This window comes from Loktanella sp. M215 (genome assembly GCF_021735925.1).
Classification (GTDB): Bacteria; Pseudomonadota; Alphaproteobacteria; order Rhodobacterales; family Rhodobacteraceae; genus Loktanella.
This window is the reverse complement of sequence record NZ_WMEA01000001.1, coordinates 612,432-635,697: the sequence shown is the minus strand read 5'-3', so window position 1 is coordinate 635,697 and position 23,266 is coordinate 612,432. Positions and strand designations below refer to the sequence as shown.

Here is a 23,266-nt window from a genome sequence, read left to right as displayed (position 1 = left end):
CCCGTCCTTGCCGCTTAGATCGGTGTGGACATCATGTAGGCCAGCAGTCCCATCGCATCGCGCAACTGGCTGCGCGTGATGCGGCCCCCGAGGCAGACGCGGATGGACTCGGCAGGCTCTCCCGCGACGGTGAAGGCGTCCGACGGCATCATCCCGATCCCGGTCCCGGCCATGCGGCCGATGATGTCCGCGCGGGTCACGCCACCTGGCAGGTGCAGCCAGACGTTGAAGGCATGCTGCGCCGATTCGTACCGGAAAGGGGCAAGCGCCTGAGCGGCGATTGCCTGCCTGGCCTGCGTTTCCTCTCGGATGAAGCGGCGGATGCCGTCGGCGGTGCCATCGGTGATCCAGCGGGTGGCCAGCGCCATCATCAGCGGTGACGGCATGACCGAGATGACCTTGAGTTGATGCGCCAGATCGCGGGCGGCGTGGCTGTCCGGGGCCACGGTATAGGCCAGCCGCAGTCCGGCACCGATGCATTTCGCCAGCCCGCCGATGTGCCAGACCAGATCGGGGGCGAAGCTGGCCAGCGGGGCGGGCGGATGCGCGGGGATGAAGCCATAGGCGTCATCCTCGATCAGGGGCAGATGATGCTTGAGGATCACGTCGGCGATCGCCTGTCTGCGGTCCAGCGTGATCGTGCGGGTCGTGGGATTGTTGAGCGTCGGGTTGAGGTAAAGGGCCTTGGGCCGGTGCTGAACGATGGCCCGGTCCAAGGCCTCGGCGTCGATGCCTTCGGCGTCGCCGGGCAGACCGATCAGGCGCAGGCCCAGCCGCGCGCAAATACCCCGGACGCCCGCATAGGTGATGTCTTCGCACAGCACGATATCGCCGGGGGTCGTCAGGCGCATCAGGATGGCAAGGATCGTCGGATGCGCGCCCGGCGTCACCGCGATCCGGTCGAGTGACGGCACGAGGCCGCGCAGCGACAGCCAGGTGGACGCCGCCTCCTTGTCGATCTGACCGCCGGTGGAGGATTGGTAGCGCAGCAGGTCGATCAGGTTCGCGGACACGGTTTGCAATCCCGCCTCCATCCGGCCCAGCAGGACGGGATCGTCTGTTTCCGGTGGCAGGTTCATGGTCAGGTCGATGTCGGCGTGACGTCGCAGATCCTGTTCCGGCGGGACGGGCTTGCGCCCGATGACGAAGGTGCCGCGCCCGACGTGGCTGGCGGTCAACCCGCGCTCGCGCGCCTCGGCATAGCCGCGGGACACGGTCGTGAAGTCGATGCCCAGACGCTCTGCCAGAATGCGCTGCGGCGGCAGGCGAGCGCCGTCGCGCAGGGTGCCGTCGGCAATGCCCGCGGCGATTGCATCGGCGAGTTGCAGGTAACGGGCGGCACCGTCGCTGCGCAGAATCGGTTTCCAGTCTCTCATGCGATCTGTCTGGCGCAGATTCCGGCGACATTGAAGCAGATTGTATGGATCACGGCCTGAAAACAGCGGAACACATTCGCGCTGCGATGCCGAATTGGGCGGATATGGCGAATTATTGGCGGTTCCTGCCGTCGGCGCCGCTAAATTGTATGGAGTATTGATAGATTTATTGATCGGATTTCGGTCTTTGGTCCATCGTGATCCCACACCACACGGCCACCACCGGCCCGATACCTCAAGGGAGCGTTCACGATGCCAGCAGTCACCCAGGAAAAGCACAAGGACGGCGACTTCTTCGTCGATTACGAAGACAAGGTCTTTGAGGATGTGAAGGCGGAACCGGGCCAGAAGGCGCTGGTCACCTTCCACACCGTCGCCTTCGAGGGGTCCATCGGCCTGGTCAACATGCTCAACGCGATCCGTCTGGCCCGCAAGGGGTTCGAGACGTCGATCCTGCTTTATGGCCCCGGCGTCACGCTGGGCATCCAGCGCGGGTTTCCGACGCTGGGCGACGCGGCCTTTCCGGGGCACCAGAACTTTGCCGACAACCTCAAGAAATTCATGGCCGAGGGCAGCAAGATCTATGCCTGCCGCTTTGCGCTGCAGGCGCTTTATGGCCACGGCGAGGCGGCGCTGCTGCCGGGCATCATCCCGATCGCCCCGCAGGACGTGCTGGATCTGAAGCTGCTGCACGTGCGCGATAATTCCGTGATCATCGACACCTGGACGCTGTAGGCGCCCACCGCCGGGGCCAGTGCTGGCCCCGGCATCCCGTTTCGGAGAGTTCCCATGTCCCGCATCGTCAAGGCCGCCGCCGTCCAGATCGCACCCGATCTGACCAGCCGTGAGAAGACCATGGCCCGCGTGCTGGATGCCATCGACGAGGCGGCGGGCAACGGTGCAGACCTGATCGTGTTTCCCGAAACCTTCGTGCCGTTCTATCCCTACTTCTCCTTTGTGCTGCCGCCGTGTCAGCAGGGCAAGCCGCATCTGCACCTGTACGAACAGGCCGTCACCGTTCCGTCAGACGACACCCGCCGCGTGGCCGAACGCTGTGCCCACCACGGCGTTGTCGTCGTGCTGGGCGTGAACGAACGCGACCACGGATCGCTGTATAACGCGCAACTGATCTTTGACGCGGACGGCACGCTGTTACTGAAGCGCCGCAAGATCACGCCGACTTACCACGAGCGGATGGTCTGGGGTCAGGGCGACGGCGCGGGGCTGAAGGTTGTGGGCACCCGCGTCGGGCGCGTGGGTGCATTGGCTTGTTGGGAGCACTACAACCCGCTGGCCCGCTACGCGCTGATGACCCAACACGAGGAAATTCACGTGGCGCAATTCCCCGGCAGCCTTGTCGGGCCGATCTTTGCCGAACAGATCGAGGTCACGATGCGGCATCACGCGTTGGAATCCGGCTGCTTTGTCGTCAATGCGACCGGCTGGCTGACGGATGACCAGATCGAGAGCATCACGCCCGACACGACCCTGCAGAAGGCGCTGCGCGACGGTTGCATGACCTGCATCGTGACACCCGAAGGGCGTCACGTCGTGCCGCCGCTGACCAGCGGCGAAGGCATCCTTTACGGCGACCTCGACATGGCGCTGGTAACGAAACGCAAGCGGATGATGGATTCCGTCGGCCACTATGCCCGGCCGGAACTGCTGTCGCTGAACCACAACACCGACCTGACGCCCGCGCGGCACACCACCGCGTCAGGCCCCGAATTCCAGCCGATCCCCTTGGAGGACTGACATGCAGACCGGCGACATCATCAACGACCTGCAGACCCGCGGCATGCGCCTTGTCGATCCGCGCGCGGGGGCCGACAGCAGGCGGGGCGGGGCGGGGCCCACGGACCACAAGGCGGTCACCATCGGTGGCCTGACGGTCATGATCCCGGTCCACACCGCGACGGCGTTCGAGTCGCCCTATCTGGTCGAGGCCCCCGATGCAGAGGGTCATGCGCGTGTCATGAAAGATGGTGCGTTCTTTGCCGACGTGCAGTTTCCGCAGCGGGCCAAGTTCCTCGATCTGTCCACCGCCGACGGCGTGCCTTACGGCCATATCGCGCAGCTGCACGCCAAGGACGTGCTGGCGACGACCGTGCTGCAGACCTGCATCCGCTATGAAAGCCGCAAGAAAACCTGCAAGTTCTGCGCCATCGGCCAAAGCCTTGCCGCCGGTCGCACCATTGCCCACAAAAGCCCCGCGCAACTGGCCGAAGTCGCCCGTGCCGCCGTCCTGCTGGACGGGGTCAAGCACATGGTCATGACGACCGGCACGCCTGCGGGCAAGGACCGGGGCGCGAAGGTGCTGGCCGAGAGTGCCGTAGCGATCCGCGCCGCCGTCGATCTGCCGCTGCAGGCGCAATGCGAACCGCCCGAAGACGACGCCTGGCATCGCCGCATGAAGGATGCAGGCATCGACACCTTGGGCATGCATTTGGAAGTCGTGACGCCGGAACTGCGCCAGCAGATCATGCCGGGCAAGGCGCAGGTGTCGTTGGAGAAATACTTCGACAGCTTCGGTGCCGCGGTCGAGGTGTTCGGCTGGGGGCAGGTCTCGACCTACATCCTCGCGGGGCTTGGCGATACCGAGGAGGCGATCCTTGCGATGTGCAAGCGCCTGACCGCGATCGGCGTCTATCCCTTCGTCGTGCCCTTCGTGCCCGTCACCGGCACGCCGCTGGAAAGCCACCCCGCGCCAACCTCTGCCTTCATGCACCGCGTCCTGTCCCCCCTGTCGCAGATGATCGTCGATCAGGGGATGCGGGCCGAGGATATCAAGGCGGGCTGCGGCCGCTGCGGGGCCTGTTCGGCGCTGTCGGCCTTCGAGAAGTTCAAGCGACCCGCGCTGGAGACTGCGTCATGATCATCGAACGCCCCGAAGCCTTCGTCACGCCAGAGTTTCTGATCCGGCAGGCGACGCAGGCGTGGGAGATTGGCGGGGCGGCGTCCTTGCGGCACCGCACCTTCGTGACCGAACAGGGCATCTTTACGGATCATGACCGCGACGCCATCGACCGCACCGCGCTGCCGCTGGTCGCCCTGTCCACCATGGCGTCAGAGGCGGACGAGGTCGTCGGCACCGTGCGCATCCACGAGGAATCGCCCGGGGTCTGGTGGGGCGGGCGTCTGGCCGTCGCCCCGGCCTACCGCCGTGTCGGCAGACTGGGGGCGGAACTGATCCGGCTGGCCGTCGGCACCGCCCATGCGCGGGGTTGTGAAACATTCCTTGCCCATGTCCAGATGCAGAACGTGGCCCTGTTCGAGAAACTGAACTGGCAGCCCTTGGGCCAGCAGGACCTGCATGGCCATCCGCACATGAAGATGCAGGCGGACCTTGCGTCCTATCCCGCCGTCATCGACCCCGCGCGGGGCTGGATGGCGCTGACCCGGCGCGCCGCATGAGCGACGTGGCCGCCCTTGCCGCGCGTCTGGCCGCACATCCCCATGTGACGGGCAAACGCGACATCGATCTGGCCTGTGCGGCGCTGGGCCTGACGCAGGACAGTCCCGGCCGCCCCGGCGACGACGCCGCCGCGATCCCCGACGGTGACGGCTGGCAGCTGATGGCGACCGAAGGGTTCATGAACGACTTCGTGGCCTCTGCCCCGTGGTTCGCGGGCTGGTGCGCGGTCATGGTGAACATGAGCGATATCCTTGCCATGGGTGGCAGGCCCACTGCTGTCACAAACGCGCTCTGGGCCCCCGACGCCGCGACCGCCGCCGAGATCCTGCGCGGTATGAAGGAGGCGTCGGCAGCCTACGGTATCCCCATCGTTGGCGGTCATACGAACCTGCGCACGGCGCAGCCGCAACTTGCCGCCGCGATCTGGGGGCGGGCCCGCGCGCTGATCACCAGTTTCGATGCCAAGCCCGGCGATGTTCTGATCGCAAGCGCCGACCTGCGCGGTGCCTATGCGGGCGAGAGCAGCAATTTTCCCGCCTTCCTGAACGCGCCCCACGCCCGCCTGCGCGGTGACATGGAAATTCTGCCGTTGCTGGCAGAGGACGGGCTTGTCACCGCGGGCAAGGATATCAGTCAGGGCGGGATCGCGGGCACGGCCGTCATGCTGGCGGAATGTTCCGGTGTGGGCATTGCCATCGACCCCGCGCAGATCACCCCGCCCGACGGCGACCTGACCCGCTGGATGACGGCCTTTCCCAGCTTCGGCTTTCTGCTGACGGCGACACCGGACAACGCAGCCGCCGTGCTGCGCCGCTTTCGCGACCGCGATATCGGAGCTGGGATCATCGGCACCGTGACCTCTTGCAGTGCCGTCACGCTGACCGAGGGGGGCATGCAGCACACGATCTGGGACCATGGAAAGCAACCCTATCTTGGCCTTGCCCCGCAGAAGGAGCCTGCCGATGCCTGAAGCCACATTCCGCATCCGCTGGCCCGACGGGACAGAGGAGTCCTGCTATTCGCCCTCCACCGTCATCTTCGATCATCTGAAGGCGGGCGAGGCCTACCGCGTCGACGATTTCCACGTGCGCACCCGCACAGCACTCGACCTTGCCGCGCGGCGGGTCGAGGCGAAATTCGGGTTCCGCTGCACCTCCGCCGACGCGCAGGCGGCAAGGATCGCCGCTGCCGTCGCCCGCTATGACCCAGAGGAGACCGTCACATGCCTGTCCATCCACTGAAACCAGCCGCCCGCACCCATGTCACGACCGTCATCGTGGGGGCGGGGCAGGCGGGGATGTCGGCGTCCTATTACCTGTGTCAGGCCGGTGTCGATCACGTGGTGCTGGAACGCCACCAGCGGTTCCATGCATGGAAGGCAGACCGCTGGGACAGCTTCTGCCTCGTGACGCCGAACTGGCAATGCAAGCTGCCGGACTGGCCCTATCGCGGCGACGATCCCACCGGGTTCATGCTGAAGGATCAGATCGTCGAATACGTGGAAGGGTTCTGCGAGAGCTTCGACGCGCCGTTGCACGAAGGCGTCACCGTGATCCGCGTCGAAAAGGTGGGCGCGGGGTTCGAGGTCGACACCGATCAGGGCCTGTGGTCCTGCGATCACGTCATCATCGCATCCGGTGGTTATGACACACCCATCACGCCGCCCTTCGCCCACAAGCTGGACCCGGCGATCACCCAGATCCATTCGAAATCCTACCGCCGCCCGTCGGACATTCCGGACGGCACCTGCCTTGTCGTCGGCACCGGCCAGTCCGGTGTGCAGATGATGGAGGATCTGACCATCGCCGGGCGTGACGTGCGCTTGGCCGTCGGTCCCGCGCCGCGCAGCCCGCGCTGGTATCGCGGGCGGGACGCGACCGACTGGCTGCATCAGCTGGGGTATTACGAGACGACGATCGCGCAGCAACCGGACCCCAAGACGACCGAGGCGAAGACCAACCACTACATGTCGGGCCGCGACGGCGGTCATGAAATCGACCTGCGGCGCTTTGCGCTGGACGGGTTGCAGATGTATGGCTCTGTCGCGGATATGGACGGCACGACGATCCGGTTTCAGCCGGATCTGGAGGCCAATCTGGATGCCGCCGACAAGAGTTATGTCAGCATCAGGCAGATGATCGACGCCTATATCGCGCGGGAAGGGATCGACGCGCCGGTGGAGCCGCCGTTCGAGAAGGTCTGGCGGCCCGGCGTCGAAGTGACGGAGATCGATGCAGCGGGCGAAGGGATCACCTCGATCCTGTGGTGTATCGGGTTCCGGCCAAATTACGATTGGCTGCAGGTCGATTGCCTCGACCCGCGTGGTCGGCCGGTTCACAAGCGTGGGATTTGCGAGGTGGACGGGGTCTACTTTCTGGGCCTCGGCTGGCTGCACACCTGGGGGTCCGGTCGCTTTCTGGGCGTGGCAGAAGATGCGGCCTATGTGGCCCGTGCGATTGCCGGACGGTGCGGCGCGGAACCGGTCCGGAGTCATTCTGCCTGACCGGCCCGTCAGGGCGACCAAGCATCCGGACCGCAACGATCTGCTGGGTGCTTTGGCACGTGTATTGCGCTGGATTGCATGTGGTGGTTATTTGGCCACGGGTGGTGCTGCGCCAAGGCACACTTTTGCTTTTGAAAGCGTCAGCTGGGTGGTGCGGGCGACGCAAGCCGCTTGCAGATGCCGCTGCCGCAGGTCCAGCGGCGCGATCCAGTCGCTGCTGGGCGATATGCCCGGAAAGAAATGACGCTTGCGTTCCGATACACCGACACGCGATATCTCTTGCTGAACTTATCGCTGCCAATGGAAGCCGCCACGGTGACACGCCCTTTCCGGATGACCCCGTCCTTGTCCATGGCTGCCGTGGTCTTGGCGGCGATAGTGGCATCCTGCCCCATACAGGCCTCGGCCGATGACATCACGGTCTTTGCCGCAGCCAGCATGAAGAACGCGATGGACGAGGTCGCAGCCCGGTGGGCCAATGCGACGGGCAACACTGCTGTGGTCTCGCTTGGCGGCAGCTCTGAACTCGCACGGCAGATCCAGCAGGGGGCGCCTGCCGATATCTTCATCTCTGCCAGTCCCGACTGGATGGACGCGCTTGATGAAGGTGGCCTTGTGGCCGCAGGCACGCGGTTCGATCTGCTGGGCAACACCCTTGTCCTGATTGCGCACGGAACGGATGTGCCACCGGTCGCCATCACACCCGGTTTCGATCTGGCAGGGTTGCTGGGGGACGGCCGTCTGGCAATGGCGCTGGTGGATGCTGTGCCTGCGGGCGTCTATGGCAAGGCGGCGCTGACAAGCCTTGGTGTGTGGGACAAGGTCGCGCCTGATGTGGCGCAGGCCAACACCGTCCGCGCGGCCCTCGCCTTTGTGTCGACGGGAGAGGCGCCCTTGGGTATCGTTTATGCCACCGACGCCGCTGCCGACGATCGGGTCAGCGTCGTCGGCACGTTCCCAGAGGACTCGCACCCGCCGATCATCTATCCGGCGGCAGCCATGGCGGCGAGTGACAATCCCTTGAATGGCGACTTTCTGGCCTTCCTGCGCAGCGACTCTGCGCGGGTGGCCTTTGAAAGGCAGGGCTTTACGGTCATTGCCGACTGAGCGGGTGCGGAGCACTGATCACGCCATACGGTCCCATCTTTTTATGCTTCGGACCGTTTGATCAAATTTGGCATTGGATCGACCGTCTATACGACGCACATCGGTCGAACGGTCCAGCCTGTTCTGGTGCCGAAAGGCGTTCTACATGGGTGTATCGATTGATTATCTTGATCTATTTGCGTGCCTAAATTTTAAGCGCTGCGCTACCTGAAACGGAGAGTTCCGGATCATTTTGACCTGTTCGATTGCCTTCGATTTTTTAAAGCGCATGCTTGCGCCAAAGAGCGATCACAGGCGGATATCAGGTGAAGATTACCACGGGCACAGCGGCATTCGGGGAATACGAGACGTGGTATCAGGTGAAGGGCGATCTGGACTCGGAAACGCCGCCGTTGATCGTCCTGCATGGCGGTCCGGGCTGCACCCATGACTACGTTCTGGCCTTCGGCGACATTGCAGACACCGGGCGGCCTGTCATCCTGTATGACCAGATCGGGAACGGACGTTCGACCCACCTGCGCGACAAGGGGCCGGACTTCTGGACTGTCGACCTGTTCATTGCAGAGCTGGAAAACCTGATCGATCATCTGGGCGTGCGGGACGGGTATCACGTCCTTGGTCAGTCCTGGGGCGGGATGCTGGGCGCCGAATTCGCCGTGCGCCGGCCCGATGGTCTGATCTCCCTCGTGATCGCGGATTCGCCCGCTTCGATGGCGCTTTGGGTGCAGGAGGCGAACAAGCTGAAGGCCGCACTGCCCGCCGACGTGGCCGAGGCGCTGACGTCCCATGAGGCAGCGGGCACGACCGACGATCCCGCCTATGTCGCGGCGTCCGATGTCTTCTACGCCAAGCATGTCTGTCGCGTGCAGCCGATGCCGCCAGAGGTCGTGCGGACCTTCGATGCCATCGCCGCCGATCCGACCGTATATCACACGATGAATGGACCCAGCGAATTTCACGTCATCGGCACCCTCAAGAACTGGACGATCATCGACAGGCTGCACCGGATCGCCGTGCCGACGTTTCTGATTTCCGGTCGCCATGATGAGGCGACGCCGGCCACAGTGCAGCCCTATGCGGACAACATTCCCGACGTGCGCTGGCAGATCTTTGAAGACAGCAGCCACATGCCGCATGTCGAGGAGAAGGACGCCTGCCTGTCTGTTGTCGCCGCTTTCCTGAACCAGACGGGCCGCTGAACGGCCCGCACATCATCTGACTGAACTCGACTTGGGGGATACCAATGATACGACATCCAAAGACGACACTGCTGGCGTCCGGTCTGGCGCTGCTGGCCGGGACCGCGCTGGCCACGGCACAGGACCGCGCGTCCCTGATGGACGCCCACAAGGGCGGCACGCTGAAGCTTGTGGCCCGCGCCGCCGCCGGCACCATCGACCCGCACGTGAATTACACCCTGCAATACTGGCAGCTGTACCAGTCGGTTTATGACGGCCTTGTTGCGTTCCAGAAGGGCAACGGCATCGACGGCACCGTGCTGGTCCCCGATCTGGCCGAGGCGATCCCGGAGGCCACGAACGACGGCAAGACCTATGTCTTCAAGCTGCGCGATGGCATCAAGTTCGCCGATGGCAGCGATCTGGGCGTCGACGACGTGGTCGCGTCCTTCCAGCGCATCTTCAAGGTGTCCAGCCCGACGTCCGGCACGTTCTACAACGGCATCGTGGGGGCCGAGGCCTGCATCGCGTCGCCCGCCGACTGCACGCTTGAAGGCGGTGTCATCGGCGATGCCGAAGCGGGCACTGTCACGATCAACCTGACGGCAGCGGATCCGGAATTCTTCTTCAAGATCGCCGTGCCCCATGCGTCGATCCTTCCGGCAGAGGCGCCGACGACCGACGTGGGCGTCGAACCGATCCCTGGCACCGGCCCCTACATGTTCGACAGCTACAATCCGAACGAAGCCCTTGTCATGGTGCGCAATCCAAACTTCACCCAGTGGAGCGAGCAGGCCCAGCCTGACGGGTTCGTGGACCGCATCGAATACGGCTTCGGCCTGACGGACGAGGCCGAGGTCACGGCGGTCCAGAACGGTCAGGCCGACTGGATGTTCGATCCGCCCCCGTCCGACCGCCTGTCGGAAATCGGCACGCAATACGCCGATCAGGTCCACGTCAATCCGCTGACCGCCTTCTGGTATGCGCCGATGAACGTGAACCTTGCCCCCTTCGACGATGTGCGCGTGCGGCAGGCGGTGAACTATGCGGTCGACCGCGCCGCGCTGGTCGGCATCTTCGGGGGGCAGGTCCTCGCTCAACCCGTCTGCCAGATCCTGCCGCCGGGCTTTCCGGGGCATGAGGATACCTGCATGTATACCAAGGACCCGGGCACGGTCTGGTCCGCGCCCGATATGGAAAAGGCGCAGGCGCTGGTCGATGAATCCGGCACCAAGGGGCAGGATATCACCGTCATTACCGAGGATTCCGTCGTCAGCCGCGATGTCGGCACCTACATTGCATCGGTGCTGACCGATCTGGGCTACAACGCTTCGGTCAAGGCGATCTCGGCCAATATCCAGTTCACCTATATCCAGAACACCAGCAACAACGTGCAGATCTCGGTCAGCCAGTGGTATCAGGACTATCCGGCCGCCTCGAACTTTCTGAACGTGCTTCTGTCCTGCGCCTCGTTCCACCCGGGGTCGGATTCGTCGGTCAACATCGCGGGCTTCTGCGACGCCGACATCGACGCCCGGATGCAGGCCGCGATGCAGCTGGCCGTCACCGACCCGGAGGCTGCGAATACCGAATGGGCGGCCATCGACAAGGCGATCATGGAAAAGGCCCCGATGGCGCCGCTGTTCACGCCCAAGCACGTCGACTTCCTGTCAAAGCGGGTCGGGAATTTCGAATTCTCGAACCAGTTCCAGTGGGTCATGGCCAATTCCTGGGTCCAATAGGCCATGAACCGGCCTGCCACAGTATCGGACTCCGCACCCGCCGCAGGGGTCGATCCTGTGAACCTGTCCGCGCCCGGCGTCCGCGCCGGACGCGGTCCCTGGGCCACGGCGGTGCGGCGGCTGTCCCGCAATCGTTCTGCCGTCGTGTCCGTCATCGTGTTGTGCATCATCGTGGTGCTGAGCGCGCTGGCGCCGCTTTATGCCGATTTGGCGGGCAGCGATCCGTTCCGGTCGAACCTCGGCGGGTCGATCACGCTGAACGGCACAAGCGTTCCGGTCATGCAGCCATCCACCACCGGGCTGGGGCTGGGCGTGACGCCGATCGGGCCGACATGGACGACGGCCTATATGCTGGGCGCCGACAATCAGGGGCGCGACGTGGCGGCGCGGTTGCTTTATGGCGGCCGGAATTCGCTGTTCATCGCGGGGGCGGCCACGGTGATCTGCTTGACTCTCGCCTCGCTCATCGGTGTTGTCGCGGGGTTTGCGGGCGGCGTCGTGGACATGGTGCTAAGCCGGATTCTCGACGTGCTTTGGGCGTTTCCGGTTTATCTGCTGGCGATTTCGCTGTCGATCGTGCTGCTGAACAGCAGCTTTGCCATCGGGCCATTCACCATCACCGCGGGCAGCCTCGTGCTGCCCATCGGGATCATCGGCGTCATCTACGTTCCTTATGTCGCGCGACCGATCCGGTCCAAGGTGCTGACCCTGCGCCAGTCGGAATTCGTGCTGGCCGCTATCGGGCTTGGCATGCCGACCCGCCGCATCCTGCTGCGGGACATCCTGCCCAACGTCGTGCCGACGCTGATCGTCTTCGTGCCGATCCTTCTGGCGCTGGCTATCGTGACGGAATCCGCGCTTTCGTTCCTGTCGATCGGGGTGCAACCGCCGGATGCCAGCTGGGGCACGATCATTCAGGACGGGCAGACCTTGCTGTATTCCCGGCCTGTCGTCGCACTGGCGCCCGGGATCGCCATCGTCATCACGGTGCTGGCGCTGAACGTGCTGGGTGATTGCATGCGCGACGCGCTCGATCCCCGGTTCAAGCTGGGATAGGCCGATGATCGCAACCATCCTGCAACGCCTGATCCAGATGGCCTTCGTGATGTTCGGCATCTCGGTGCTGGTCTTTGCCATCTTCTTTGCGACCCCCGGATCGGACCCCGCCGCCCGGATCGCAGGCCGCAATGCCGCGCCAGAGACGGTGGCCCAGATCCGCCACGACTTCGGCTTCGACCGTCCGCTGCCGGTGCAATACGCGGTGCTGATGAAACGGCTGTTCATCACACGCGATCTGACGTCCTTCGTGAACCGGGGGCAAAAGGTGATCCCGCAGGTGCTGGACGCCGTGCCCGCAACGCTGTCGCTGGTCACGGGGGCCGCGATCCTGTGGGTCGTCGGCAGCATCGGCGTCGGACTGGTGGCGGCCGCGATGCGCGATACATGGGTGGACCGGGGGTTGATGATCCTTGCCCTCATCGGCATCTCTATGCCCGTGTTCTGGCTGGGCGAGGTGATGAACCTCGTCAGTCAAAGCCGGTTTCACGACACATGGCTGTTTTCATGGGTGCCGGGGCTGGGCTACGTGCCGCTGACGGACAGCGTGTCGGGCTGGTTCAAATCCCTCGTCATCCCGTGGCTGACCCTCGCGGTGCTCTACATCGGCATCTACGCCCGCATCCTGCGGGCCAATATCATCGAGGCTTACGGCGAGGATTACATCCGCACCGCCCGCGCCAAGGGTCTGTCGGGCCGCCGCATCATGTTGCGGCATGCCTTTCGCACGTCGCTGCTGCCCTTCGTGACGATGTTCGGCCTCGATTTCGGTGCGCTGGTCGGCGGGGCGGCGCTGCTGACAGAGGTCGTCTTTGGCATCAACGGCGTCGGGCGGCTGACCTATCAGGCGCTGCAAAGTCTTGATCTGCCCGTGATCCTTGCCACGGTGATGTATGCCTCTTTTTTCGTCGTCGCGGCCAACGCGGTCGTCGACATGCTTTACGCCGTGATCGACCCGAGGATGCGCGCATGACCGAACCCTTGCTGGACGTCACTGGGCTGAGCGTCACGTTTGCCACCGAGGCGGGAGCGCTGACCGCGGTGCAGGATGTGTCCTTTACCGTGCAGCCCGGAGAGATCCTGTCCGTCGTGGGCGAAAGCGGGTCCGGCAAGACCCTGTCGCTGCTGTCGGTGATGGGTCTGCACGATCCGCGCAACACGACCGTCGGGGGCACCGTCACCTTTCGCGGCCAGTCGTTGCTGGGGCTGAAGGAACGGCAGATGCGCCGCCTGCGCGGGAACGAGATCGCCTTCATCTCTCAGGACCCCATGACCGCATTGACCCCTGTGCTGAGCATCGGGGCGCAGATCGTGGAGCAGATCCGGGCGCATGAACGCGTCGGTGCGCGTGCGGCGTGGGACCGGGCCGTGGCGCTGCTGGCCGAGGTGGGGATATTCGACCCCGACGATACCGCCCGCCGGTTTCCGCACCAGTTGTCGGGCGGCATGCGCCAGCGGGCGGTGATCGCGATGGCGCTGTCGTGCAACCCGTCGCTGCTGATCGCGGATGAACCGACGACGGCGCTGGATACGACGGTGCAGGCGCAGGTGCTGGACCTGTTGCGCAAGCTGCGGCGCGATCATGGATCGGCCATCGTGCTGATTACCCACGACATGGGTGTCGTCGCCGAAATGGCCGACCGGGTCGTCGTGATGTATGCGGGCCGCGTTGTGGAAAGCGGCACCGCCGCCGACGTTTTCAACGCGCCGATGCATCCTTATACGTGGGGTCTGCTCGGCTCTATCCCGCCGCTGACAGGCCAGCGCCCCGCGCGTCTGCCGTCCATCCCCGGTGCGCCCCCGATGGTGGGACAGGTGCCCAAAGGCTGCGCCTTTGCCCCGCGCTGCCCCGCTCGCATGGCGGTGTGCGGCACCGAACCACCCGCCCGGCGCGACGGCGATCACATGGCGCTGTGCCATCTGAACGCCGAACAGCGCGCTGCAGCCCGATCCGTGACGGCGGTGCCCGCATGATCCAGTCCCCGATCGCCCGCCCGCTGATGGAGGCCGTGGCCCTGCGCAAGACCTTCACGGTCGGAAAGACGCTTCTGCCCGGCAGCGGTCGCGCGTTGCACGCTGTCGACGGCATCGACCTGCGCATCGACCGAGGCGAGACCTTGGGCCTGGTCGGCGAAAGCGGATCTGGCAAATCCACGCTGGGCCGCTGCCTGACGCGGCTTTACGACATCTCGGGCGGCGCATTGCGCTTTGACGGGCAAGAGGTGACGCGGCTAGGCACCCATGCCCTGCGGCCGTTCCGGCGCAAGGTGCAGATGATCTTTCAGGACCCCTCGTCGTCGCTGAACCCGCACCGCCGGGTCCGCGATATCCTGAGCGAACCCCTGATCGTTCACCGCATCCGCCCCCGCGACGAGGTGTCGAGGCGGCTGGACGAGCTGATGGATCTTGTCGGTCTGCCGCAGGCCTACCTTGAACGGTTTCCGCATGAATTCTCGGGTGGGCAGCGCCAACGCATTGGCATCGCCCGGGCGCTGGCCATGGAACCCGACCTGATCGTGGCTGACGAGCCTGTATCTGCGCTGGACGTGTCGGTGCAGGCGCAGATCGTCAACCTGTTCGCGGACCTGCGCGAACGGCTGTCGCTGACCTATCTGTTCATCGCACACGATCTGGGCGTGGTGCGGCAGGTCTCGGACCGGGTGGCGATCATGTATCTCGGCTCTATCGTCGAGACGGGCCCGGTCGAGGCGGTGTTCGACCGGCCGGCGCATCCCTACACGCAGGCCCTGATTTCAGCGATTCCGGTGCCGCGCGTGGACAGCGGTCGGGGCAAGCGGATCGTGCTGGAGGGTGAAATACCCAGCCCGTTGAACCCGCCCGCGGGATGCAAGTTTTCAACGCGATGCCCCCATGCAAGCGACCTGTGCCGCAGCACGCGCCCCGCGTTGGTGCCGACATCAGACGGCCGCACGCTGGCCTGCCATCACCCGCTGGCCTGACGCGGCGGCTGTACCATCATCATGTAAACGTTTCTGCGAACCGGTATCACGCGGCTCGGTCGGCTAGAGCGCGCACAACTGCAAGATCTTCATCTGAAACGCGGGATCTCGTCATCCGTCTTGAAAACAAGAGGTGGCTGTCTGATCTGAAAGGGGCCAACACCATGCAGATCCTGGGGTCAGACTTGCGGCTTTTGCGCGTGTTCGACGCGGTTGTCAGACATCGGGGGTTTGCTGCGGCACAGGCCGTTCTGAACCTGCATCAATCGACCATTTCCAACCACATCCAGGCGCTTGAGGATCGGTTGAAAGTCACGCTTTGCACCCGCGGTCGCGCGGGCTTTGCGTTGACCGAGGAGGGACGGGTGGTTCACGAGGCCACGGTGCGGCTTCTGATGGCTCTTGACGGTTTCGTAGGAGAGACCGAGGTCATTCATGGCCGGCTGGTCGGGCGGCTACGGATCGGTGTGGTGGACAGCATCGTGTCAGACCCCGATTGCCACATCCCGCAGGTGATTGCCCGGATGGAGAAGCGCCATCCTCAGGTCAGGTTCGAATTCCGCAACGGGTCGCCGCAGACGCTTCAGACCGGCGTCCTAGACGGTGATCTGCACGCAGCGGTCGGCAGTTTTCCCTACAAGGTGCGGGGACTGGCCTACCGGTACCTTTATACCGAGACGAACACGCTGTATTGCGGGCGCGGTCATCCGATGTTCGATCTGCCGACGCAGGACATCACGGCGGATATCCTGCGGACGCACAAGGTTGCGGGACGCACCTACTGGCGGCCGGACCATGCCAACAATCAGGTCTTTGCCCAGACCACGGCCACGGCGGAAGGGGTCGAGCAGCAGCTGTTTCTGATCCTGTCGGGGGCCTATCTGGGATATGTGCCGGATCATGCAGCCTTGCCGTGGGTCGGGCGCGGTACCCTGCGCTGCCTGCGCCCAGACCTGTTTCGCTATGCCTGCCCCTTTGACGTCGCACTCAGACCTGCGGCATCCCGGGGCGCTCTGGCCGATGCCTTTCTGGAGGAACTGTCAGAGGTCTACGGACTGGCTGCGGATCAGGATCCGCCAGACACGAACCGATACATTGACGATCATCCACCTTTTGATTGAGCATTTGGTATATTTGTCCTGACCGGCTGATCTATGGTGCGTGACAACAGAAAACATCCGGAACGGAGGCCCAAGCTGACTGCAACATTCAACCAACCGCTAAGCGGCAACGAGATGCCGCGCTTCGCAGGCCCTGCAACGATGATGCGGCTGCCCACACAGCCCACCGCAGCGGGGCTGGACGCCTGTTTCATCGGCGTTCCGATGGACATCGGGACATCGAACAGGCCGGGGACGCGGCTAGGGCCGCGCCAGATCCGCGACGAAAGCCGGATGCTGCGGCCCTTCAACATGGCAACGGGTGCCGCCCCCTACGAGCATCTTCAGGTGGCGGACATCGGCGATGTCCCGATCAACACGTTCGACCTGAAGAAATCCGTCGGGATCATCGAAACCTTCTATGACGATGTGCTGGCGACGGGCGCCATTCCCCTGACGCTGGGGGGCGATCACACGCTGACCTGGCCGATCCTGAAGGCGATCCGCAAGGTGCACGGTCCGGTCGCCCTGATCCACATCGACGCGCACGCCGACGTCAACGAACACATGTTCGGCGAAACGGTCGCTCACGGGTGTCCGTTCCGCAGGGCCTGGGAAGATGACTGCCTGCTGAACGACAAGGTGTTCCAGATCGGGCTGCGCGGAACGGGCTATGCGCCGCAGGATTTCGATTGGGGACGTGACCGGGGCTGGAAGGTCGTGCAGGCCGAGGGCTGCTGGCACCGCTCGCTTGTGCCGCTGATGGCGCGCATCCGCGAGATGATCGGCGATACGCCGGTGTACCTGAGCTTTGATATCGACGCCCTTGATCCCGGCTTTGCCCCCGGGACAGGCACAGTTGAACCGGGCGGTCTGTCCACGTGGCAGGCGTTCGAGATCGTGCGGGGCTGTGCCGGGCTCAATCTGGTCGGCTGCGATCTGGTCGAGGTGTCGCCGCCTTATGACACCACCGGCAATACGGCACTAATCGGTGCAAACCTGCTGTTCGAAATGCTGTGCGCCTTGCCGGGCGTCGGACGCCGCGACATCACATTAACCAACCTGGAGTTCTGAGAATGATGAAAAGACGCACATTTCTGGCCACCACCGGTGCTGCGACGATCGGCACGCTGGCGGCGCCGACGTTGCTGAGCGCCCAAGGTGCGCCGCTGAAGGTCGGCACCTACGGCGGCTATTTCGAAGACAGCTTCAAGACGCACATCTTTCCCGAATTCACCAAAGCCACGGGGATCGAGGTGGAGTCGATTGCCGAACCCACCGGTGAGGCATGGCTGGTACAGCTGCAACAGGCGGCGCGTGCCGGTCAGGCCCCGGCCGATGTGTCGATGATCGCCCAGGTCGCCCGGCTGCGCGGCGAGCAGGCGAAGCTTTGGGCGCCGCTGGATCAGGCCGCGATGCCCGAGACGAAAAGCCTGCCGGACTTCTTTCAGCACAGCTACGACGACGGACAGATGTACGGCACCGGTGCGGTCAGCTGGTATGTGAGCCTGGTCACGAATACCGACGTCTATACTGATGCGCCGGCATCCTGGATGGCGCTGTGGGACTCTGCGAATGCGGACAAGCTGGGTCTTCTGGCGCTTGCCTCGAATTCGTTCCTGCTGGAAATCACGGCGACGACCTATTTCGATGGCACCGATATCCTCGCGACCGAAGAGGGCGTGCTGCAGGTCATGGCCAAGCTGGCAGAGGTCAAACCGAACGTCAGGCTGTGGTACCGTGACGAAGGTCAGTTCCAGCAGGCGCTGGAAACAGGCGAAATTCCGATGGGTCAATACTATCACGACGTGACCGGATTGGCCGCAGCGGACGGCAAACCCGTCCGGTCGACCTTTCCGAAAGAGGGCGCAGTGCTCGATTCCGGCTCTTGGGTCGTGTCGAGCGCGTCCAAGCAGATCGAGCAGTCGCAGGTCTTCATCAACTACATGGCCCAGCCGTCGGTTCAGGCGACACTGTCGCGGTTCGTCGGCACCGCCCCGACCGTCCCGCGCGAGCTGACTGATCTGACGGATGAAGAATTTGCAGCCGTCTCGTCTGACATCGCGCCGATCCTGCCGCGCTACGATCTTTATGTGGATCGTGCGGACTGGGTGAACCAGAAGTGGTCCGAACTCGTCACCGGCTAGAGCGATACGAATGCTGGTCCGGGGCCTTTGCCCGGGCCAGAGAAAAAGGCAGGACAGCGTCATGACACAACTTTCGCTTCAGGGCATCACGAAGCGGTTTGGCGATCTGACCGCCGTTGACGATGTGACACTCGATATCCCCGACGGCAGCTTCGTCTGCCTTCTGGGGCCGTCCGGTTGTGGCAAGACGACCCTGCTGCGCCTGATGGCGGGGCTGGAGGTGCCAAGTGCCGGTCGCATTCTGGTGGCCGGCGAGGATCAGACCGATGTGCCATCGGAAAAGCGCGATTTCGGCATGGTCTTTCAATCGCTTGCCCTGTTTCCTCATTTAAGCGTCGCCCAGAATGTGGCCTATCCCCTGACGATCCGGGGTCGCCCGAAGGCCGAGGCGCGGGCGCGGGCCGAGGAACTGCTCGCCCTCGTGCAGCTGGACGGCGTCGCAGATCGGCGGATTCACCAATTGTCGGGCGGTCAACGCCAGCGCGTCGCCATCGCGCGCGGGCTGGCGATCAATCCGAAGGTGTTTCTGCTGGACGAGCCGCTGTCCGCGCTGGATGCGAACCTGCGCGAGCATATGCAGGTCGAATTGCGGCAGTTGCAGCAGCGGCTGGGCGTCACGACGGTTTGCGTGACGCACGATCAGAAGGAGGCGCTGACGATGTCGGATCAGGTCATCGTCATGGAAAAGGGCCGTGTCCGGCAGATCGGTGCCCCGATGCAGGTCTATCGCAACCCGGCCAATGCCTTTGTCGCGGGGTTCATCGGGACGTCGGCGCTGATCCCCTGCCGGTTGGTCGGGGGGCGCACGATCGAGATCGCCGGACAGCCGCTGACGCTGCATCCCGATGACCGGGTCAATTGCGGGGGCGGGACCGATGCTGTCCTGTCGGTCCGGCCAGAGGACGTGCGTCTGACGGTGCGGGAAGATGGGCCGGACACCTTGACCGCCCGTGTCATCTTTGTCCGCGATCTGGGCGAAAGCGTGCACTACGTGCTTGATCTGAACGGTCAGGACATCACGGCCCTTTATCATCCGTCGGCGCGGCCGGACATCGCCTCCGGCGATGTGGTCAGCGTGACCTTCGCCCCCGGCAGCTGCACGGTCCTGCCGGCATGAGTGTCCGTAGCGACCATCCCACCCCTGCTTGGCTCGCGGGCTTCCCTGCAGTCTGGCTCGGGATCTTCTTTCTGGTGCCCTTCGTCATCATGCTGACCGTCAGCGTGGCCCACCGGGTCCCCGGCGGATTCTTCGAGCCGGGGTTCGAGCTCGACAGCTACGTCAGGTTCTTCTCTGCCTTCTTCGGCAAGATCCTTCTGACCTCTCTTGCGCTGTCGGCGGGGGCGGCGGTGATCTGCGTCGGGCTGGCGTTTCCCTTCACGGTGATCCTGTCGCAGATGCGCAGGCGATCGCAGACGATCATTCTGGTCGTGCTGCTGTCGATCCTGTCGCTGTCAGAGGTCATCATCGGATTTTCGCTGTCGACCTTGCTGTCACAGACGGCCGGTGTCGGCAACCTTCTGGTCTGGCTTGGCATTCTGGACGCGCCAAGGGCGTTCACGCCCAGCCTTTTCGCGCTGATGACCGGCATGTGCTACCTCGCGCTGCCCTATGCGGTGCTGGTGCTGTACCCGCCGGTGTCGCGTCTGGACCCCGAGTTGACGGATGCCGCCCGGATGATGGGCGCCAGCCCGTTGCAAAGGTTCACGACGGTGACCATTCCGCTGTTGCGGGCGCCCATTCTGGGGGCCTTGATCCTTGTTTTCGTTTTTACGCTGGGGGTTTATCTGCTGCCGCAGGTTCTGGGCAAACCGCAGCACTGGACGCTGTCGGTGCACATCACCGATCAGGCGGTGTTCCAGTCGAACCTGCCGTTCGCGGCGGCGATGGCCGTGCTTCTGTTGATCGTGTCCCTGGCGCTGGTCGGTTTGACCTTGCTGGTCGGTGGCAAGGGGGACGCGACATGACCAAGGCGGTTCAGACGACCTATGTGGCCGTGATCCTGCTGTTGCTGGCCTGTCCGATCATCGTGGTGGCCGGTGTCTCGTTGAACGGTCAGCAAAGCCTGCGGTTTCCGCCGCAGGATCTGTCCCTGCAGTGGTATGCTGCCTTCCTGCAGGATCCCGCCTGGCTGATCCCGTTGCGCAATTCACTGGTCATCGCGGCTGCGGCCAGCACGTTGGCGGTCGTCATGGCGCTGCCGCTGGCATTGCATATCTGGGCGCGAGGCGGCTGGGTATCGCGAGCCTTGTATACGCTGGGCGTGGCACCTTTCATGTTGCCTCCTGTCATTTCTGCCCTCGGGTTCATGGTGTTCTGGATTTCGGTCGGCATGTATGGCCGCATGGCCGCGACCATCGTCTCTCATGGTGTGTTCCTGATCACGCTGCCCTTGGTCACGCTCAGCCTTGGCCTATCGGCCATCGACCGGTCACTGATCGAGGCGGCGCGCACGATGGGGGCCGGGCGCTGGACCGTGTTTCGCACGATCCTGCTGCCGCTGCTGACGCCTTATGTGATATCGGGCTATGCCTTCGCCTTCGTCTTGTCGCTGAACGAATACATCATCGCCTACATGGTGGCCGGTTTCACGGTCGAGACGTTGCCGATCAAGATCTTCAACAGTCTGCGCTATGGCTACACACCGATCATGGGCGTCGTGTCATTGCTGTTCGTCATGCTGGCGGCGCTGATCTTTGGCATGATCGGCCGGTTCGGCGACTTGCCGCGTCTGTTGGGTGCCGAAAGGGTACAGGAGTGAGTATCATGCGTCTTGCACTGTGGCAGGGCGCCGGCGTGCCCGGCGATCTGGACGGCACACTGGCCGAGGTTGCACGGATCGCCGCGATGGCGCGGCAGCAGAACGCGGACCTTCTGGTCTTTCCCGAGGGGTATCTGACGGGTTACTATCTGCCGGGTCTTGTCCGTGGCGGTTTGCCGGGCGTCGAACAGGCGCTGGCAGATGTCGCCGGCATCGCCATGCGCCACACCCTCGCCATCGCGATGGGAACACATGTCGAGGCCGGCGACGGTCTGAGCAATGCGGCGGTCGTCATCGACGCATCCGGCAGGGAACTGGGGCGATATGCCAAGCGCGCCCTGTTCGGCGACTGGGAAAGACAGACGTTTCAGCCGGGACGCGAACCGCTCCGCTTTCAGTGTGCGGGTCTGACCGTTGGCGTTGCGATTTGCTATGACGTGGAGTTTCCGGAACTCATCCGAGCCGAGGCGCTGGCAGGCGTTGATCTTGTCATCGTGCCAACGGCCCTGATGGCGCCGCACGACCGGATTGCCCGGCTTCTAGTGCCGACCCGCGCGATGGAAAACCAGATCGCGATTGGCTATGCAAATCGTGTCGGTCACGAAGGACCGTATGCGTTTGTCGGCCTGTCGTCGATCCGGGACCCGCAAGGCGAGCCTTTGGCCGCCGCAGGGTCAGAGGCACAGTTGTTGGTGGCAGACATTGACCGTCAGGCGATCCAGAACGAGCGTGCGGCAGACTCCTACCTTGACGCCTTGGACCGACTGCGGTCATCCCCGCTGTCTGCATGATCCTGCATTGACCTGACCGCCTGCGGGTGGTCTGCGGGGCAAAGATCGGTTTACCAGCAGGCTTTGTCTGATGGATAAGGGACGATAAATGATGGTGCAGGGTCTGAATCGACGCGGACCCTCTATGCCGGAAAGGTGCAGACATATGGATGACATTCCAAAGCTGAAACAGCGCTTCGTGCGGCATTCGCCTTCGACCGGCGCAGGCAGCCCGGATGTCTGGGGCATCTACGAGCCTGATACGGGATCGATCCAGTATGTCTGTGCCGATCCGGCGACGCGCGAGGCTGTGCTGATCGACGTGGTCTGGAACTTTGACCCGGTCGGTTTCAAGACAAGCACCGTCAGCATGGATCAGGTACTGGACCTTGTGCGCGACAATGGGCTGACCGTCGCGCGGGTGCTGGACACCCATCCCCACGCCGATCACGTCATGGCCTCGACCCTTTTGAAGGCTCGCACCGGGGCACCGAATGCCATCGGTGAAAAGGTGCGCGACATCGCGGTGCTGTGGCGGGACATCTACAACACGCCGGGTGCCTTCGATCCGGATGCGGATTTCGACGAGCTCTTTGCCGACGGGGACAGCTTTGCCGTGGGTGACCTGACGGTCCGGGTCATGCTGTCGCCGGGGCATACGCTGGGATCGGTCACTTACGTCTGCGGCGACGCGGCTTTCGTGCATGATACCTTGATGCAGCCGGACAGCGGCACGGCGCGGGCCGATTTCCCGGGTGGCAGTGCAGATGATCTGTGGAACTCGATTCAGGCGATCCTTGCGCTGCCGGACACGACGCGCCTGTTCGTGGGTCATGACTATGGTGCAACCGGGCGGGACGCACCCGCATGGGAGGCGACGGTGGCCGCACACAAGGCAGACAACATCCATGTCAGGGACGGGACCGCCAAGGCCGACTACATCAAGGTCCGACAGGACCGCGATGCCACCTTGGCCTTGCCGCACCGGATGCTGGCAGCGCTGCAGATCAACCTGCGCGCAGGGCAATTGCCGCCGGCAGAGGATGACGGGATGCAGTATCTGAAAATCCCGGTCGACAGATTCTGATCATCCGGGCCAGCCTGGGCCGCCATATCATCATCGGCAGGAAAGCGATCCGGCCTGACGAACGGC

23 protein-coding genes are annotated in these 23,266 nt (G+C 64.0%); 22 read left to right on the top strand and 1 reads right to left on the bottom strand.

All coding sequences use genetic code 11. From position 1 onward, the window contains the following. Nucleotides 1–14 precede the first annotated feature (14 nt). Entirely contained in the window at nt 15–1,376 is a 1,362-nt protein-coding gene (locus tag GLR48_RS03100) for an aminotransferase-like domain-containing protein (RefSeq protein WP_237058560.1), read from the bottom strand. 252 nt (nt 1,377–1,628) lie between these two features. On the opposite strand from GLR48_RS03100, the gene GLR48_RS03095 reads away from it, so the two are divergent. The 22 genes from GLR48_RS03095 to GLR48_RS02990 all read left to right on the top strand — a co-directional run bounded on the left by GLR48_RS03095 (nt 1,629) and on the right by GLR48_RS02990 (nt 23,200). Then, nucleotides 1,629–2,111, top strand: a complete 483-nt coding sequence (locus tag GLR48_RS03095) for an MSMEG_0572/Sll0783 family nitrogen starvation response protein (RefSeq protein ID WP_237058557.1) — start codon at nt 1,629–1,631, stop codon at nt 2,109–2,111. Between the two features lie 54 nt (nt 2,112–2,165). Next, nucleotides 2,166–3,131 (top strand): Nit6803 family nitrilase, encoded by a 966-nt coding sequence (locus GLR48_RS03090; RefSeq protein WP_237058555.1) that lies wholly within the window; start codon nt 2,166–2,168, stop codon nt 3,129–3,131. A 1-nt stretch (nt 3,132) separates the two neighbouring features. Then, nucleotides 3,133–4,251: an MSMEG_0568 family radical SAM protein gene (locus GLR48_RS03085; RefSeq protein WP_237058554.1), complete on the top strand. Its 1,119-nt coding sequence runs from the start codon at nt 3,133–3,135 to the stop codon at nt 4,249–4,251. Then, on the top strand, nt 4,248–4,790 hold the full coding sequence (locus tag GLR48_RS03080) for an MSMEG_0567/Sll0786 family nitrogen starvation N-acetyltransferase (RefSeq protein WP_237058552.1): 543 nt from the start codon (nt 4,248–4,250) through the stop codon (nt 4,788–4,790). The genes GLR48_RS03085 and GLR48_RS03080 overlap by 4 nt, the downstream gene beginning before the upstream one ends. Further along, on the top strand, nt 4,787–5,761 hold the full coding sequence (locus GLR48_RS03075) for a sll0787 family AIR synthase-like protein (RefSeq protein ID WP_237058550.1): 975 nt from the start codon (nt 4,787–4,789) through the stop codon (nt 5,759–5,761). The genes GLR48_RS03080 and GLR48_RS03075 overlap by 4 nt, the downstream gene beginning before the upstream one ends. After that, nucleotides 5,754–6,032, top strand: a complete 279-nt coding sequence (locus GLR48_RS03070) for an MSMEG_0570 family nitrogen starvation response protein (RefSeq protein ID WP_237058548.1) — start codon at nt 5,754–5,756, stop codon at nt 6,030–6,032. Before GLR48_RS03075 ends, GLR48_RS03070 begins: the two co-directional genes overlap by 8 nt. After that, nucleotides 6,014–7,294, top strand: coding sequence for an MSMEG_0569 family flavin-dependent oxidoreductase (locus GLR48_RS03065; RefSeq protein WP_237058546.1), 1,281 nt, complete (start codon nt 6,014–6,016; stop codon nt 7,292–7,294). The genes GLR48_RS03070 and GLR48_RS03065 overlap by 19 nt, the downstream gene beginning before the upstream one ends. Nucleotides 7,295–7,627: 333 nt before the next feature. Then, nucleotides 7,628–8,401, top strand: coding sequence for a molybdate ABC transporter substrate-binding protein (modA, locus tag GLR48_RS03060; protein ID WP_442915826.1), 774 nt, complete (start codon nt 7,628–7,630; stop codon nt 8,399–8,401). 305 nt (nt 8,402–8,706) lie between these two features. Beyond that, nucleotides 8,707–9,600: a proline iminopeptidase-family hydrolase gene (locus GLR48_RS03055; protein WP_237058544.1), complete on the top strand. Its 894-nt coding sequence runs from the start codon at nt 8,707–8,709 to the stop codon at nt 9,598–9,600. A 44-nt stretch (nt 9,601–9,644) separates the two neighbouring features. Next, complete coding sequence (locus tag GLR48_RS03050) at nt 9,645–11,321, top strand: ABC transporter substrate-binding protein (protein ID WP_237058542.1); 1,677 nt, start codon at nt 9,645–9,647, stop codon at nt 11,319–11,321. 3 nt (nt 11,322–11,324) lie between these two features. Further along, entirely contained in the window at nt 11,325–12,377 is a 1,053-nt protein-coding gene (locus GLR48_RS03045; protein ID WP_237058540.1) for an ABC transporter permease, read from the top strand. A 4-nt stretch (nt 12,378–12,381) separates the two neighbouring features. Next, entirely contained in the window at nt 12,382–13,350 is a 969-nt protein-coding gene (locus GLR48_RS03040; RefSeq protein ID WP_237058538.1) for an ABC transporter permease, read from the top strand. Further along, complete coding sequence (locus GLR48_RS03035; protein ID WP_237058536.1) at nt 13,347–14,351, top strand: ABC transporter ATP-binding protein; 1,005 nt, start codon at nt 13,347–13,349, stop codon at nt 14,349–14,351. The genes GLR48_RS03040 and GLR48_RS03035 overlap by 4 nt, the downstream gene beginning before the upstream one ends. Then, nucleotides 14,348–15,337, top strand: a complete 990-nt coding sequence (locus GLR48_RS03030) for an ABC transporter ATP-binding protein (RefSeq protein ID WP_237058534.1) — start codon at nt 14,348–14,350, stop codon at nt 15,335–15,337. Before GLR48_RS03035 ends, GLR48_RS03030 begins: the two co-directional genes overlap by 4 nt. A gap of 164 nt (nt 15,338–15,501) precedes the next feature. After that, complete coding sequence (locus tag GLR48_RS03025) at nt 15,502–16,458, top strand: LysR family transcriptional regulator (RefSeq protein WP_237058532.1); 957 nt, start codon at nt 15,502–15,504, stop codon at nt 16,456–16,458. A 141-nt stretch (nt 16,459–16,599) separates the two neighbouring features. After that, on the top strand, nt 16,600–17,511 hold the full coding sequence (gene speB / locus GLR48_RS03020; protein WP_237058530.1) for an agmatinase: 912 nt from the start codon (nt 16,600–16,602) through the stop codon (nt 17,509–17,511). A 5-nt stretch (nt 17,512–17,516) separates the two neighbouring features. Beyond that, a complete protein-coding gene (locus GLR48_RS03015) occupies nt 17,517–18,584 on the top strand; it encodes an ABC transporter substrate-binding protein (protein WP_237058529.1) in 1,068 nt (355 codons plus the stop codon). Nucleotides 18,585–18,645: 61 nt separating this feature from the next. After that, nucleotides 18,646–19,701, top strand: coding sequence for an ABC transporter ATP-binding protein (locus GLR48_RS03010; RefSeq protein WP_237058528.1), 1,056 nt, complete (start codon nt 18,646–18,648; stop codon nt 19,699–19,701). Beyond that, nucleotides 19,698–20,549, top strand: coding sequence for an ABC transporter permease (locus GLR48_RS03005; protein ID WP_237058527.1), 852 nt, complete (start codon nt 19,698–19,700; stop codon nt 20,547–20,549). Before GLR48_RS03010 ends, GLR48_RS03005 begins: the two co-directional genes overlap by 4 nt. Then, nucleotides 20,546–21,343 (top strand): ABC transporter permease, encoded by a 798-nt coding sequence (locus GLR48_RS03000; protein ID WP_237058526.1) that lies wholly within the window; start codon nt 20,546–20,548, stop codon nt 21,341–21,343. The genes GLR48_RS03005 and GLR48_RS03000 overlap by 4 nt, the downstream gene beginning before the upstream one ends. A gap of 5 nt (nt 21,344–21,348) precedes the next feature. Beyond that, entirely contained in the window at nt 21,349–22,134 is a 786-nt protein-coding gene (locus tag GLR48_RS02995) for a carbon-nitrogen hydrolase family protein (protein WP_237058525.1), read from the top strand. 145 nt (nt 22,135–22,279) lie between these two features. Continuing rightward, the gene (locus GLR48_RS02990) at nt 22,280–23,200 is read left to right on the top strand and encodes an MBL fold metallo-hydrolase (RefSeq protein WP_237058524.1); all 921 of its coding nucleotides are present in this window, start codon (nt 22,280–22,282) and stop codon (nt 23,198–23,200) included. Nucleotides 23,201–23,266: the final 66 nt, after the last annotated feature.